Source organism: Saccharopolyspora terrae (genome assembly GCF_004348435.1).
GTDB classification, from domain to species: domain Bacteria; phylum Actinomycetota; class Actinomycetes; order Mycobacteriales; family Pseudonocardiaceae; genus Saccharopolyspora; species Saccharopolyspora endophytica.
The window spans coordinates 79,010-92,418 of record NZ_SMKS01000005.1 but is presented as its reverse complement, the minus strand read 5'-3'; the positions used below and the strand labels follow the sequence as shown (position 1 = coordinate 92,418).

Genomic DNA, 13,409 nt, shown 5'->3' with positions numbered 1-13,409 from the left:
GACCTCACATCCGGAAGACGCCGAAGCCCTCGGCGCCTTCGATCGGGGCGTTGTGGATGGCCGACAGGCACATCCCCAGCACCGAGCGGGTGTCGCGCGGGTCGATGACGCCGTCGTCGTAGAGCCGTCCGGACAGGAACATCGGCAGGGACTCGGCTTCGATCTGGTTCTCCACCGCCTCCCGCATCGCCGCGTCACCGGCCTCGTCGAACGGCTGGCCCTTGGCCTCCGCGGCCGCGCGGCCGACGATCGAGATCACTCCGGCGAGCTGGGCGGGGCCCATCACAGCGGACTTCGCGCTGGGCCAGGAGAAAAGGAAGCGCGGGTCGTAGGCCCTGCCGCACATGCCGTAGTGGCCGGCGCCGTAGGAGGCGCCCATCAGCAGCGAGATGTGCGGGACCTTGCTGTTGGACACCGCGTTGATCATCATCGCGCCGTGCTTGATGATGCCGCCCTGCTCGTACTCGGCTCCCACCATGTAACCGGTGGTGTTGTGCAGGAACAGCAGGGGAGTCTCGGCGCGGTTGGCCAGCTGGATGAACTGGGTGGCCTTCTGCGACTCCTCGGAGAACAGCACGCCGCGGGCGTTGGCGAGGATGCCGACTGGATATCCGTGCAGCTCGGCCCAGCCGGTGACCAGGCTCGATCCGTAGCGCGGCTTGAACTCGTCGAAGTCGGAGCCGTCGACGACGCGCGCGATCACCTCGCGCGGGTCGAACGGCACCTTCAGATCCGTGGGCACCACGCCCAGCAGCTCGTCGGCCGGGTGCAGCGGCTCGCGCACCTCCGCGCGCGGGGTCGGTCCCTTCTTGCGCCAGTTCAGGCGTTTGACGATGGAGCGGCCGATGCGCAGCGCGTCCGGCTCGTCGACGGCGAAGTGGTCCGCCAAGCCCGACACGGAGGCGTGCATGTCGGCCCCGCCCAGCGACTCGTCGTCGGCGTCCTCACCGGTGGCCATCTTCACCAGCGGCGGACCGCCGAGGAACACCTTCGAGCGCTCCTTGACCATCACCGTGTGGTCGGACATGCCCGGGATGTAGGCGCCGCCGGCGGTGGAGTTGCCGAAGACCAGCGCGATGGTCGGGATTCCGGCCGCCGACAGCCGCGTGAGGTCGCGGAACAGCGCGCCGCCCGGGATGAAGACCTCCTTCTGCGTCGGCAGGTCCGCGCCGCCGGACTCGACCAGGGAGATCACCGGCAGCCGGTTGCGCTCCACGATCTCGTTGGCGCGCAACGACTTGCGCAGCGTCCACGGGTTGGAGGTGCCGCCGCGCACGGTCGGGTCGTTGGCGACGATCATGCACTCGACGCCTTCGACGACGCCGAGGCCGGTGACCACCGACGCGCCGACCTGGAAGTCGCTGCCCCACGCGGCCAGCGGGCACAGCTCCAGGAACGGCGAGTCCTCGTCGATGAGCAGCTCGATGCGCTCGCGGGCGGTGAGCTTGCCGCGCTTGCGGTGCCGCTCGACCTTCGACGGGCCACCACCGGCGACCGCCGTCGCGTGCGCCTCGTCGACCTCGGCGATCTTGTCGAGCATCGCCTGGGTGGCCTCGGCGTACTCCCCGGAGCCGGTGTCCAGCGCGGATCGCAGGATCGTCATGCTCGGTACCCCAATCGGTTCGCCGCCAGTCCGGTCATGATCTCGGTGGTCCCGCCGCCGATGCCGAGGATGCGCATGTCCCGGTACTGGCGCTCGACCTCGGACTCGCGCATGTAGCCGAGCCCGCCGAACAGCTGCAACGCCTGGTGGGCGACCCACTCGCCGGTTTCCACCGCGGTGTTCTTGGCGAAGCACACCTCGACGGTCAGGTCCTGCTCACCGGCGACGGCGCGTTCGCCCAGCCGCCGGGTGTAGACGCGGGCGACGTCGATCTTGCGGGCCATCTCGGTGAGCGTGTTCTGCACGGCCTGCCGGGTGATCAGCGCGCGGCCGAAGGTCTCGCGGTCGCGGCACCACTGCTCGGCCAGGTCCAGGCAGCGCTGCGCGCTGGCGTAGGCCTGCACCGCCAGCGAGAGGCGCTCGCTGAGGAACGCCTGGGCGATGTGGAGGAAGCCGGAGTTCTCCGGTCCCACCAGGTTCTCCGCCGGGACGCGGACGTCGGTGAAGGAGAGCTCGGCGGTGTCGGAGGCGTGCCAGCCCATCTTCTCCAGCTTGCGGGAAACGGTGAACCCGGGAGCGTCCTTCTCCACCACCAGCAACGACACCCCGCCCGCGCCGTCGTCACCGGTGCGCACGGCGGTGACGACGTAGTCGGCGCGGCATCCCGAGGTGATGAACGTCTTGGCGCCGTTGACCACGTAGTGGTCGCCGTCGCGGTCCGCGCGGGTGCGCAGGTGACCGACGTCGGAACCGCCGCCGGGCTCGGTGATGGCCAGCGACCCGATCTTGTCCCCGGCCAGAGTCGGTTTCACCCAGCGCTCGATCTGCCGCGGATCACCGGCGGAAGCCATGTGCGGCACCGCGATTCCGCAGGTGAACAGCGAGGCGAAGGTGCCGCCGGAGCAGCCGGCGTAGTGCATCTCCTCGGCGATGACCGCGGCGTCGATGAGGTCACCGCCGCCACCGCCGACCTCGACGGGCAGTGCGGCGCCGAGCAGCCCCAGCGCACCGGCCTTCTCGTGCAGCGAACGCGGTAGTTCGCCCTCGCGCTCCCACCGGTCCTGATGCGGCAGGACCTCGGTCTCGACGAAGCGGCGCGCGGTGTCGCGCAGCACGCGCCGCTCGTCGTCGTCCCACGGGTTCACAGCAGCGCCTCCGGAACGTCGATGTGCCGGGACCGCAGCCATTCGCCGAGTCCCTTGGCCTGGGGGTCGAAACGGGCTTGGGACGCCGCACCTTCGCCGAGGATTCCCTCCACGACGAAGTTCAGCGCCCGCAGGTTGGGCAGCACCGTGCGGGTGATCGGCAGCTCGGCGGCCTCCGGGAGCAGGGTGCGCAGGCGGTCGACGGTGAGCGCGTGCGCCAGCCAGCGCCACTGCTGCTCGGTGCGCACCCACACACCGACGTTGGCGTTGCCGCCCTTGTCGCCGCTGCGCGCGGCCACGAACGTGCCCAGCGGGACCCGCCTGCTGGGTCCGTCCGGAAGCGGTTGCGGCAGGGCGGGTTCGGGCAGCGCTTCCAGCGATCGGGTCTCCGGGGCCGGTGGCACGTCGACGGGCTCGCCGCCGGGGAGCACCGCGACGTGCGGCACCTGGGCCTGGTCGACGTAGCCCGCGGTGAACACCCCGTACGGGGAGGCCTTGCCGGGGACGCTGGTGAGGCTGCACCCGGGATAGCTCGCCAGCGCCATCTCCACGGCCACGCCGGAGAACGCGCGTCCCACCACGTCCTGGTCGGGATCGCGCACCACGCAGCGCAGGATCGCGCTGGCCCGCTCCTCGGTGTCGGCGTCAGGTCGGTCGAGCCGCGACAGCGTCCAGGTGAGCTCGGTCGGTCGCCGGACCAGCCCGGCTTCGAGCTGGCGTTGCGCGAGTTCGGCCTTGGCCTCGACGTCCAGACCCGTGAGGACGAAGGCCATCTCGTTGCGGAACCCGCCGAGCCCGTTGAGCGAGACCTTCAGCTCCGGCGGCGGGGCTTCGCCGCGCGTGCCGCTGATCCGGACCCGATCGGTGCCGTCCTGGCCGAGCTCGATGGTGTCGAGCCTGGTGGTGACGTCCGGGCCCGCGTAGCGCGCGTCCTGGACCTCGTACATCAGCTGCGCGGTCACGGTGTCGACGGTGACCGCGCCACCGGTGCCGGGGTGCTTGGTGATCACGCTCGAACCGTCCCGCCGCAGTTCGGCGATCGGGAACCCGGGCCGGGTCAGGTCGGCGATCTCGGTGAAGAACGCGTAGTTGCCGCCGGTGGCCTGCGTGCCGCACTCGATGACGTGACCCGCGGCGACGGCTCCCGCGAGCGCGTCGTGGTCGGTGCGGTCCCAGCCGAAGTGGGCCGCGGCGGGCCCGACGATGACCGAGGCGTCGGTGACCCTGCCGGTGACCACCACGTCGGCACCGGCGTTCAGGCACTCCGCGATGCCCCAGCAGCCGAGGTAGGCGTTGGCGACCAGGGGCGCGCCGAGGTCGAGTTCGGCGGCGCGCGCGGTCAGGTCGTCGCCCTCGACGTGCGCGACCGACACGTCCAGGCCCAGGCGCTCGGTGAGCTCGCGGATCCGCGCGGCGAGACCGGCGGGGTTCGCGCCGCCGGCGTTGGCCACGATCCGCACGCTCCGCTCCGAGGCGAGGCCGAGGCACTCCTCCAGCTGGCGCAGGAAGGTCTTGGCGTAGCCGAGATCGGGGTCCTTGAGCCGGTCGCGGCCGAGGATGAGCATCGTCAGCTCGGCCAGGTAGTCGCCGGTGAGCACGTCGAGCTCACCGCCGGTGAGCATCTCGCGCATCGCGGAGAGCCGGTCGCCGTAGAAGCCGGAGCAGTTGCCGATCCGGAGGAGTTCGGGGTCGGCGCCGATCACGAGTGCTGCCCCGGCTTCCGGCCCTCGCCGGGTGCTCCGGCGAACGCCTGCGCGATGGTCAGCCAGTGCGCGGCGTCGGCTCCGACGGTCTCGACGGCGAGGTCGTCGGGATGCCGCCGCTGCGTGACCAGCAGGCAGAAGTCCAGCGCGGGACCGGTGATCCGCTGCGCGGCGTCGGCCGGGCCCCACTCCCACGCCTCGCCGCCGGGGCCGACCAGTTCGACGCGGAACGGTTCGGCCGGCGGGGTCTGGCCGTGGGTGGCGTAGGCGAAGTCGCGGGTGCGCACGCCGATGTGCGCGACGTTGCGGAGCCGCGCGGTGGGCGTGCGGGTGACGTCGAGCGCGTCGGCGATGTCCTGACCGTGCGCCCAGGTCTCCATCAGCCGCGCGGTGGCCATCGAACCGACGCCCATGGGCGGGCCGAACCAGGGGAGCTTGCGCCCGTCCTCGACGCGGCGCAGCGTCTCGGCGAGCCGAGCGCGACCGAGGCGCCAGGTCGAGATGAGGTCGGCGGGCCGGGCGCGGGCGCGCTCCTCGGCGCCCTCGTCGACGAAGCCGAGGGGGTTGCGCGCGGCCTCGTCCACGACGGCCGCGAAGGCGTCGGGATCCGTCGCCGACAGCAGCGCCACGTCGTCGGTCCAGGCCAGGTGGGCGATCTGGTGCGCGATCGTCCACCCCTCGGCGGGCGTGGGGCGAGCCCACTGCTCCTCGTCCAGCTCAGTGACGAGTTCGTCGAGCTCGTCACCTTCCACGCACATGTCGTCCAGCAGAGCGCCCACGTTGGCCATGCCGACCAGGGTGGGCCCGCGTCGGAGAAAAATCAAGCGCGCTTGATTGGTTTAGCGGGCGAAGCGAGGGGCGGAGCCGCAGCTCCGCCCCTCGCATCGCCCGCGGACCTACTGGCTGAGCTCGTACTTGCCCGCGAAGTCGAGCGAGTCCAGACCCCCGGCGAGGCAGCCGCCCGCCGCCGAGGCGAGGTCGAACTGCGCGCTGCCCTTGTGGGAGGCCTCGGCGAACTCACCGGAGGTGGTCTTGCCGGTGAACGCGCCGCCCGCGGGCTTGGTCGCGTTGGTGAGGTCGCCTTCGAGGTTCAGCTCGAAGTTCGCCTTGCTGGTCTTGGTGCTGCCGTCCTCGTACTTCCAGGTGATGTCGACGTCGCCACCGACGCCGCGCGGCAGCGAGGTGCACGACATCTTGCCCGCCATGTCGCCGGAGAACGTCGCGCTCACGACGCCCTCCGCCGCACGGCTGGCCGGGGCGCAGTTGGTCGCCTCACCCTCGACCTTCAGCTGGGTGTCCGCGCCGGCGGGGTTCGTCGACAGGGCCGGGGAGAACGCGGCCGTTCCGGCCATGTCGCACGACAGCAGCGCCTTGGCCTCGGGAGCGGGGGAGGGTTCGGCGTGCGCCGACACGGTGGCGGCGATCAGCGGAGCGGCGACCAGCGCGGCGGTCGCGCCGAAAATGCCGGACTTCTTCCCGAATTTGGAGAGCATGCGAATTGAACTCCTTCGTTCACAAAGGGTTGAAGGACCGTCCTTCGATTCAGAATGGGAGCACGGTTCCGTTCCGGCGGCAGTCCGAGTCGCACGATCGAGCGCACTATCCATGCGTTGCGATTGATGCAGATCTCTTCTCCCTGCGCGGGTTTTCGGCCGTTGCTACAGTCCGGTCCGCTGTTTTCCCGGGGTTTCCAGCTCAAGACGCCCTGGGCGGAGCGCGCCTCATCGCGGGAGTTCCGCGATGAGCAATCGGGGAAAGGAACATGACATGAGAATTCGACGCATCGCATCGGTTCTGCTCGCCTCCGCTCTGCTGGTGATGGGAGTCGTCGGATCGGCCGGCGCGCAGGCCCCGTCCGGCCAGGTCCTGGTGTTCATCGCCGACGCAGCCGTCCCCGTGGAGAAGTTCCAGAACCCGCAGGGTTGCCACGCGCTGCCGACCGGGACTCACGTGGTCATCAACGACACGGACCGCGCGATCACGCTGCACCCGACGCCCACCTGCACGGGGCCGGGCATCGAGCTGGCCCCGGGGCACGGCGCGCACGAACTCCCGGCGTTCGGCGGCTTCCAGGCATGACCGATCCGCGACTCGACCTGGTCGTGGTCGGGCTGGGGTACGTCGGTCTGCCGCTGCTGGCCCGCGCCCACGAGACCGGCATGAGCACCGCCGGTTTCGACATCTCCGGCGAGGTGGTGGCGGGTCTCAACGCGGGTCGCTCGCACGTGGCCGACGTCCCGGACTCCGCGGTCACCGACATGGTGGCCACGGGGTTCCGCGCCACGAACGAACCGTCGGTGATCGCTGACGCCGACACCGTCGTGCTGTGCGTGCCCACCGGTCTCACCGACGGGGCTCCCGACCTGAGCTCGGTCCGCGCGGCCGCGCGCGCGGTGGGGGAGAACCTGCGGCCGAACACCTTGGTCGTGCTGGAATCCACCTCCTACCCGGGGACCACCGAGGACGTCGTCCGCCCGATCCTGGAGAGCGGGAGCGGGCTTCGCGCGGGCGAGGACTTCCACCTGGCCTACTCGCCGGAACGCATCGATCCCGGGAATCCGCAGTTCGGCGTGCGCAACACTCCGAAGGTGGTCGCGGGCGTGACCCCGCTGTGCGCCAAGTACGGAGTGGCGTTCTACGGCCGCTTCATCGACACCCTCGTGGTGTCGCGCGGGACGCGCGAGGCGGAGATGGCCAAGCTGCTGGAGAACACCTACCGCTACGTCAACATCGCGCTGGTGAACGAGGTCGCGCTGTTCTGCGACCGGATCGGCATCGACGTGTGGGACGTGCTGCACTGCGCGGGCACCAAACCCTTCGGCTACGCCCCCTTCCAGCCGGGGCCCGGTGTCGGCGGCCACTGCATCCCGGTCGATCCGGTCTACCTCCACAGCGCCGCAGAAGGAGCCGGTTTCGCGTTCCGGACGCTGGCCGCCGCCCGCGAGGTGAACGAGCGGATGTCCGAGCACGTGGTGTCCCGGGCGCAACAGCTGCTGCGCGACAGCGGTGCGCCCGTCGACGGAGCCAAGGTGCTGCTGCTGGGGGTGAGCTACAAGCCCGACATCGCCGACATCCGCGAGACGCCCGCGGTTCCGGTCGCCGCCGGACTGCTGCGCGCCGGTGCCGAGGTCGCCTACCACGACCCGCACGTGCCGGGGTTCGAGGTCGTGGGCCGGCCGCTGAACCGCGTGGAGCACCTCGACGAAGGTCTGCGGGAGGCCGATGTCGCGATCGTGCTGCAGGACCACTCCTGCTACGACCCGGTGCGGCTGGTCGCCTCGCGGTGCCTGCTGCTGGACACCCGAGGCAAGCTCGCAGGCGAGAACGTGCAGCACCTTTGAGCGTTGTCGCGGTGCGGGTGGCCGAAACCTCCCGAACGGGAAAGCGCTGCGGTCCTCCTGCTCCGGGCGCGCCGACTCATGCAGTCCAACACGCGGCGTCGGCGCGTCCTCGCAGGAGAACCGCCTCAGAACCCGCGGCGGTGCGAGCTGAGCCCCACACCTGAGGCAGTGGCTTCCGGAGGCTGGGCGAAGGTCAGCTGCTCCTCCGGTCGCAGGTCCAGATCGCCTCCGCTGAGCGGTGTTTCGGTGTGGATGAGGATGTTGTAGTGGTTGGGGAAGTGACAGGCGTCGAAGCCGAGCACGGTGCCGACGACGCGGTCTGCGATGCGGAGCCGGTCACCGCGGTCGATCACGCCGCCGTGGTCGAACTCGGCGAAGCCGAGGAACGCCACCCGGTCGATGCGCGCTCCCGACGCCGTCTCGACGTGGTCGGTGGTGACGAGTTCGTGCACGTCACCGGCCCTGACGCAGCGGCTCGCGTGCGGTTCGAGCGACATGCCGCGCTCGCGGCGGTGATGCACCAGGACCTTGACGACCCGTGCCGTCAACGTCCTCTTCGGACCGTCCTCCTCGGGGTTCACCGCGCCTCCCGGTAGACCGAGTGCACGAGCTCCAGCGCAGCCAGACCACCGGGGTCGGTGCAGGTCGTGGAGGCGAAGGCGTCGAGCACTCCGCGGTACTCGTGCCACAGCGAGTTCTTGAACCCCGGGTGCCCGGCCAGCATGTCGGCGTGCAGCCGAGTTCCGTCCGCCAGCAGCACTTCCACGTCCTTGGTCTCGCCCGGGTGCGACCAGTCCAGCTCGACGACGGCCGGGAACCCGGAGGTCGATTCCAGCTCGACGACGGCCTGCCGGTCGGTTCCGCGCTCCTGCTTGACCACGGCGTGCGCCAGCTCGACGTCGCCGAGGAACAGCCGGACGAGGTCGAAGGCGTTGGGCCCGTTGTCGGCCACGCACCCGCCTCCGCAGCGGGCCGGGTCGAGGTACCAGGTGTCGCCGCCGATGTGCTCCTCGATGCGCTCCAGGTAGCGCACCCGCATCGCCGTCACCCCGCCGCGCGCGGCGACCTCGGAGCGCAGTCGGAGCACGTTGTCGTTGTAGCGACGGTGGAAGGAGGTCAGCAGCGGAACTCCCAGCCGCCTGGACAGGTCCACCAGCTCGCGGGCGTCGGCCAGGGCGACCGCGAGCGGTTTCTCCACGCACACCGCGATGCCGTGCCGCACCGCGTCCCGGCAGACCTCGGCGTGGACGTCGTTGGGGGCGGTGACGACGACGGCGTCGAGCTCGACGCGTTCGAACAGCTCCCGGTGGTCCTGGAAGCCCGGGACCTCCGGTGCGAACCCGCGCAGCTTCTCGGGGCGCACGTCGCACACCGCGCTCAGCCGCCATTCCGGTTCGGCCTCGACGGCGGCGAGGTAGTACGCGGAGATGGCGCCGAGTCCGACGACCGCGACGCGGCGCATCAGCCGACCACCGCTTCGTCGAGTTCGAGCAGCTGCACGAGCAGTTCCCGACGGACCGGAACGCCGTCCCGCCGCCGGCGCACCGCCCGCTCCGCCTCCCACCAGCCCGGGTAGTGCACCTCGCCCGCGGGCGGGCAGTCGAGCACCGCGCCGAACATCGCCCGCGCGGCCTCGGCGAAACCGGGGCGCAGCCGCTCACCGTCGATGGCCAGCACGAAGTAGCCGATGTCGTCGTCGCGCCCGGCGTCGCCGAGCAGCGCCTCCCGAGTGGGGCCGAGGGCGGAACCCGACAGCAGGGCGGCGAGGAGTTCGACGACCAACCCGAGGCCGAATCCCTTGTAGGCGCCGGTGTCGGGGTCTCCGCCGAGCCAGCGCAGGTGGGCGGTGCCGTTGTCGAAGGCGCTCGGATCGGTGACCGGGCGCCCGGTGTCGTCGGCCAACCATCCCTGCGGAACCGCCGCACCGTCACCGGCGGCGACCCGGACCTTGCCGGTGGGCACCACGGTCGTGCTCATGTCCAGCAGGAAGGGGTGCTCCGGCAACGCGGGCGCGGCCACCGCGAGGGGGTTGGTGCCCAGCAGCGGCAGCGCGCCGTGCGGGGGACGGGCGATGCGCTGACCGCCGCAGTTGCTCGCGACGACACCGATCAGGCCCTGCTCGGCGGCGCGTGCCGCGTGAAAACCGGCGCAGCCGAAGTGGGTGGCGCCGTGCACCGACACCAGGCCGATCCCGTGCTGCCGGGCGCGCTCGATCGCGTCGTCCATCGCCTCCGACGCCGCCCACAGGCCCAGCGCACGTCCGGCGTCGATCGTCGCGCAGGCGCCCAGATCGGTCCGGGTGACCGGTTCGGCGCGCGGGTCGACGCGGCCGGCGTCGAACAGCGGCAGGTACAGGCGGGGCAGGTTGAACACGCCGTGCGAGTCGAAGCCGCACAGGTCGCCGTGGCACAGCGCGGAGGCCGCCAGCTGAGCGCGATCGTCGGGCACGCCGCGGGCGCGGAACTGCTCGGTGACCAGGCGGTGCAGTCGTTCGTGCGGGACCTGCACGACGTCAGGCTGCGGGTGCATCGTGGTGTTCCTCTCCGGTGCGTTGCCGGGCGAATCCGGTGAGCACGGCCGAGACGACGGCCGCGAACTCCTCGAGCTCGGCGCGGTCGGCGTACTCGCCTTCGGCGTGGGCGTTGTTGGTGTCGAGGCGGCCGGGCCCGAGCACGGCGGTGTAGCTGCCGGGCAGGTCGTGCAGCCAGATCGCGTCGCAGGTGAAGCCCGGTTCGTCGTCCGGCCAGCGCTGCGCGCCGGAGCGGGCGAGGAGGTCCTCGGCCCACGGGTCGCTGTTGTCCAGGCAGGGCAGGCCGCGCTTGAGCCAGTCGACGCGGGTGATCGCCGCCGCGTCCCGCGCGGTGCGGGCGAACTCGCGGCTCCCGGCGAACAGCTCCCGGAACCGGTCGAGCCCGGCCTCCACCTCGCGGTCCAGCGCGACCTCGGCGTCGGCTCCTTCCGCCGTGGTGGCGTAGGTGAGGTTGAGCAGCAGGTCACCGGAGCCGTAGACGCGGTTGTGCAGGTCGCCGGTGCCCAGTCCGGCCACGCACAACCGGCCGGAGCGGTCGGCCGGATCGAGCCTGTCGGCCAGGTGCTGGGCGAGGAACCCGAGCAGCACGGTCGCGTTGTGGCCGGCGTCGGGCCGGTCGTCGATCGAGCCGTGGCCGTCGACCCGGATCCGCGCGGTCATCGACGCCGTGGATCGCGGCAGGTAGCGCAGGCCGGTGGGTTCGCAGCAGATGTTGAGCCTGCCGACGTGACCGCGCTCGACGAGCGGTCGGGTGCCGAAGGTGCCCATCGCACCGCCTTCTTCGCCCGACACCACCTGCACCAGCACGGAGACATCGCGCCCCAGCGCGGGTTCGGTGGCCAGGGCGTCCCGGATTCCCGAGAGGAGCGCGACCGAAGGGCCTTTCGCGTCGATCGCGCCACGCCCGGTGAACCGCCCCGAGTGCAGACCGGCGGGTTCGAGGCCCGCGACGGTGTCCAGGTGCACGTTGAACATCACCGTCGCCGAACGCGGCAGGTCGGGCCCGAGGCGCAGCAGCAGGCTGGGCTGCGCGTCGAGGAAGCCCGGTCCCGCGCGGCGCACGACCTCGGGCACGTCGGAGCGGTCGAGCACCCTCGGATCGGGCGGGCCGTGGTGCAGCACCTGGAACCCGATCTCCTCGGCGGCGCGGGCGTAGCGGCGCTGGGCCTGCCAGAGCTGCGGGGGTTCCGTAGTCTCCAGCGGGCTGACCGTCGGCGTGCCCAGCAGTTCCAGCAGCAGCGCGCAGTCGTCGTCGGTGAAGGGCATCAGGCGACGCCGGTGGGTGCGGCCTGCAACAGCTCCTCCAGCCGTCGCCCGGCCTGCAGGAACGGAGCCGGATCGGTGGCGGCCAGTCCCTCGTGCGGCCGCGTGAGCAGGTGCGGTTCGAGGGAGAACGCGCCGGTGTAGCCGTGGTCGAGCAGCATCCGCAGGCAGTCGCGCACCCGCGCGTTCCCGTCCCCGGGGAGCACGTACTCGGCGTGGCCGGGAGAGCCGACGGCGTCCTTGACGTGCACGTGCTCGACGTGCGGCAGGATCCGCCGGAGCACGTCGACGGCGCCGTAGCCGTGATCGACGCCGTTGCCCACGTCGAACAGCAGCCGCAGGCACGGCCCACCGGCGTCCACCAGCCGCAGCATCCGCTCGGGGTCCGAACCGGCCCAGCCCGAGCAGTTCTCGTGCAGCAGCACCACGCCGTGGCGGGCCGCTCGGTCGCTCAGCAGCGCGATCCGGTCCAGCACGCGCGCCTGCCACTCCGGTTCGTCCAGCCCGTCGGAGAGGTAGGACATGATCCTGATGTAGCGGGTGCCCAGGCTCGCGCACCGCTCGGCCAGCACGTCGAGTTCCCGCAGGTCCGCCGTCGGCGGCGCGGTGATGGGACGTGACCAGTTGCCGATGCGCGAATCCAGGCACACCACGCGCAGCCCGGCGGCCCGGACCGCCCGGTGCACCCGCAGGAACCGCGAGGAGTCCAGGTCGGCCAGCGCGTGGCCGTCGACCGCGCGCAGCTCGATCCCGGACCAACCGAGCCCGGTGATCGCGGCGATCTGCTCCGGCAGCGCGGCGGCGGCTTCGTCGCCGATCCCGGCGAGTTGGTCAGCGCGCATGCGCGAGCGTCCTCTCCTTGGCCGCGGTGAGCAGTCGGATGATGTCGGCGTGCAGGCCGAAGGTGCCGTGCTCGCCTGCGGGCCGGAGGTGGTGGAGGTAGGTGCGGACCATCCACCGGGTCAGCGCGTCGTCGCGGAAAACCGCACTGCGACCGTTGATGTCGAGCTGCGCGTGGTCGTCGTCGGCCCCGATCGGGTAGTGGCCGACGACCCGGCCGCCGTCGAGTTCGAGGGTGATGCGGCGGCGCCGGATCGGCGCGGTCAGGTCGGACCGGATCTCGCTGCGCACGCCGCTCGCGTGCGTCAGCGCCAGCCGGGCGCTGCCCAGCCTGGGCAGCACGGTGTCGGCGAAGCGCATGTCGGCGCACTCGGCTTCGGTGAGCTCGGCGGCCCCGGCCAGCCGCAGGACGACGCCGAGCGAGTGCGGCAGCTCCACGTCGAACGCGGTCGGGTGCCCGCTGGTCGCGCAGGACCGGGCGAAGCGGGGTTTGTCCTGGTCGAAGGTGATCGACCGCAGTCTGCCGCGCCCGACCAGCCCGGTCAGGTGCTCGGTGAGCCGGGAATCGAGCCAGTGGCTGACCACCGCGATGTCCAGGTCGTGCCTCTCGCGCAACGCGGTGATCGCCGCGAGCTCGTCCAGATCGGTGGCCAGCGGTTTCTCGACGATGATGCGTCGGAAGCCGTGCTCGGCGAGTTCGGCGAGGACCGCCGCGCGCCCCTGCGGCGGCGTGCAGACGTGGGCGACGGTCCGGTTCGGGTCGAGCAGCGCGGTCGCGGCGGCGATCGAGTCGGTCGTGGTGACATCCGGTCGGTGCCGTCTCGCGTCGGTATCGCAGGCCACCACGGGACCGGGCGCGAACAGCCCGGACGCGACCTCCCGGGCCTGCGCGAGCACCCGCAGGTGCAGGCCCGACCCGGCACGGCCGAGACCGATCACGAAGGGTTGCAGCATCGTTCGATGTCCTCTGTGGACCAGTAGGTG

At 71.7% G+C, this 13,409-nt stretch carries 13 protein-coding genes; 2 read left to right on the top strand and 11 right to left on the bottom strand.

The window, feature by feature from the left end:
* Positions 1-4 precede the first annotated feature (4 nt).
* From E1181_RS05425 to E1181_RS05405, 5 genes are all read right to left on the bottom strand, one after another.
* Positions 5-1,603 carry an acyl-CoA carboxylase subunit beta gene (locus E1181_RS05425; protein WP_132672788.1) on the bottom strand — a complete coding sequence of 533 codons (1,599 nt, stop codon included), beginning with the start codon at positions 1,601-1,603 and terminating at the stop codon, positions 5-7.
* Positions 1,600-2,790 (bottom strand): acyl-CoA dehydrogenase family protein, encoded by a 1,191-nt coding sequence (locus E1181_RS05420; protein WP_132672787.1) that lies wholly within the window; start codon positions 2,788-2,790, stop codon positions 1,600-1,602. The genes E1181_RS05425 and E1181_RS05420 overlap by 4 nt, the downstream gene beginning before the upstream one ends.
* Entirely contained in the window at positions 2,745-4,451 is a 1,707-nt protein-coding gene (locus E1181_RS05415) for an acyclic terpene utilization AtuA family protein (RefSeq protein WP_268952430.1), read from the bottom strand. Before E1181_RS05415 ends, E1181_RS05420 begins: the two co-directional genes overlap by 46 nt.
* Positions 4,448-5,239, bottom strand: coding sequence for a TIGR03084 family metal-binding protein (locus tag E1181_RS05410; RefSeq protein ID WP_132672786.1), 792 nt, complete (start codon positions 5,237-5,239; stop codon positions 4,448-4,450). The genes E1181_RS05415 and E1181_RS05410 overlap by 4 nt, the downstream gene beginning before the upstream one ends.
* A gap of 108 nt (positions 5,240-5,347) precedes the next feature.
* The gene (locus tag E1181_RS05405) at positions 5,348-5,944 is read right to left on the bottom strand and encodes a hypothetical protein (RefSeq protein ID WP_132672785.1); all 597 of its coding nucleotides are present in this window, start codon (positions 5,942-5,944) and stop codon (positions 5,348-5,350) included.
* 274 nt (positions 5,945-6,218) lie between these two features.
* On the opposite strand from E1181_RS05405, the gene E1181_RS05400 reads away from it, so the two are divergent.
* Both E1181_RS05400 and E1181_RS05395 read left to right on the top strand, forming a co-directional pair.
* A complete protein-coding gene (locus E1181_RS05400; RefSeq protein ID WP_132672784.1) occupies positions 6,219-6,530 on the top strand; it encodes a hypothetical protein in 312 nt (103 codons plus the stop codon).
* Entirely contained in the window at positions 6,527-7,792 is a 1,266-nt protein-coding gene (locus E1181_RS05395) for a nucleotide sugar dehydrogenase (RefSeq protein ID WP_132672783.1), read from the top strand. The genes E1181_RS05400 and E1181_RS05395 overlap by 4 nt, the downstream gene beginning before the upstream one ends.
* Positions 7,793-7,917: 125 nt before the next feature.
* On the opposite strand, the gene E1181_RS05390 is transcribed toward E1181_RS05395, so the two are convergent.
* The 6 genes from E1181_RS05390 to E1181_RS05365 are packed head-to-tail and all read right to left on the bottom strand — an operon-like array spanning position 7,918 to position 13,379.
* Complete coding sequence (locus E1181_RS05390) at positions 7,918-8,373, bottom strand: DUF6917 domain-containing protein (protein WP_132672782.1); 456 nt, start codon at positions 8,371-8,373, stop codon at positions 7,918-7,920.
* The gene (locus E1181_RS05385; RefSeq protein WP_132672781.1) at positions 8,370-9,254 is read right to left on the bottom strand and encodes a Gfo/Idh/MocA family protein; all 885 of its coding nucleotides are present in this window, start codon (positions 9,252-9,254) and stop codon (positions 8,370-8,372) included. The genes E1181_RS05390 and E1181_RS05385 overlap by 4 nt, the downstream gene beginning before the upstream one ends.
* Positions 9,254-10,321 carry an Ldh family oxidoreductase gene (locus tag E1181_RS05380; protein ID WP_132672780.1) on the bottom strand — a complete coding sequence of 356 codons (1,068 nt, stop codon included), beginning with the start codon at positions 10,319-10,321 and terminating at the stop codon, positions 9,254-9,256. Before E1181_RS05380 ends, E1181_RS05385 begins: the two co-directional genes overlap by 1 nt.
* A complete protein-coding gene (locus tag E1181_RS05375; protein WP_132672779.1) occupies positions 10,305-11,588 on the bottom strand; it encodes a M20/M25/M40 family metallo-hydrolase in 1,284 nt (427 codons plus the stop codon). The genes E1181_RS05380 and E1181_RS05375 overlap by 17 nt, the downstream gene beginning before the upstream one ends.
* Positions 11,588-12,427: a sugar phosphate isomerase/epimerase family protein gene (locus E1181_RS05370; RefSeq protein WP_132672778.1), complete on the bottom strand. Its 840-nt coding sequence runs from the start codon at positions 12,425-12,427 to the stop codon at positions 11,588-11,590. The genes E1181_RS05375 and E1181_RS05370 overlap by 1 nt, the downstream gene beginning before the upstream one ends.
* Entirely contained in the window at positions 12,417-13,379 is a 963-nt protein-coding gene (locus E1181_RS05365; RefSeq protein WP_132672777.1) for a Gfo/Idh/MocA family oxidoreductase, read from the bottom strand. Before E1181_RS05365 ends, E1181_RS05370 begins: the two co-directional genes overlap by 11 nt.
* Between the last annotated feature and the right edge of the window lie 30 nt (positions 13,380-13,409).

Coding starts and splice junctions, on each gene's coding strand:
- E1181_RS05425 (WP_132672788.1), bottom strand. CDS start 1,603: ATGACGATCCTGCGATCCGCGCTGGACACCGGCTCCGGGGAGTACGCC.
- E1181_RS05420 (WP_132672787.1), bottom strand. CDS start 2,790: ATGGCTGCGGTCCCGGCACATCGACGTTCCGGAGGCGCTGCTGTGAAC.
- E1181_RS05410 (WP_132672786.1), bottom strand. CDS start 5,239: ATGGCCAACGTGGGCGCTCTGCTGGACGACATGTGCGTGGAAGGTGAC.
- E1181_RS05405 (WP_132672785.1), bottom strand. CDS start 5,944: ATGCTCTCCAAATTCGGGAAGAAGTCCGGCATTTTCGGCGCGACCGCC.
- E1181_RS05400 (WP_132672784.1), top strand. CDS start 6,219: ATGAGAATTCGACGCATCGCATCGGTTCTGCTCGCCTCCGCTCTGCTG.
- E1181_RS05395 (WP_132672783.1), top strand. CDS start 6,527: ATGACCGATCCGCGACTCGACCTGGTCGTGGTCGGGCTGGGGTACGTC.
- E1181_RS05385 (WP_132672781.1), bottom strand. CDS start 9,254: ATGCGCCGCGTCGCGGTCGTCGGACTCGGCGCCATCTCCGCGTACTAC.
- E1181_RS05380 (WP_132672780.1), bottom strand. CDS start 10,321: ATGCACCCGCAGCCTGACGTCGTGCAGGTCCCGCACGAACGACTGCAC.
- E1181_RS05375 (WP_132672779.1), bottom strand. CDS start 11,588: ATGCCCTTCACCGACGACGACTGCGCGCTGCTGCTGGAACTGCTGGGC.
- E1181_RS05370 (WP_132672778.1), bottom strand. CDS start 12,427: ATGCGCGCTGACCAACTCGCCGGGATCGGCGACGAAGCCGCCGCCGCG.
- E1181_RS05365 (WP_132672777.1), bottom strand. CDS start 13,379: ATGCTGCAACCCTTCGTGATCGGTCTCGGCCGTGCCGGGTCGGGCCTG.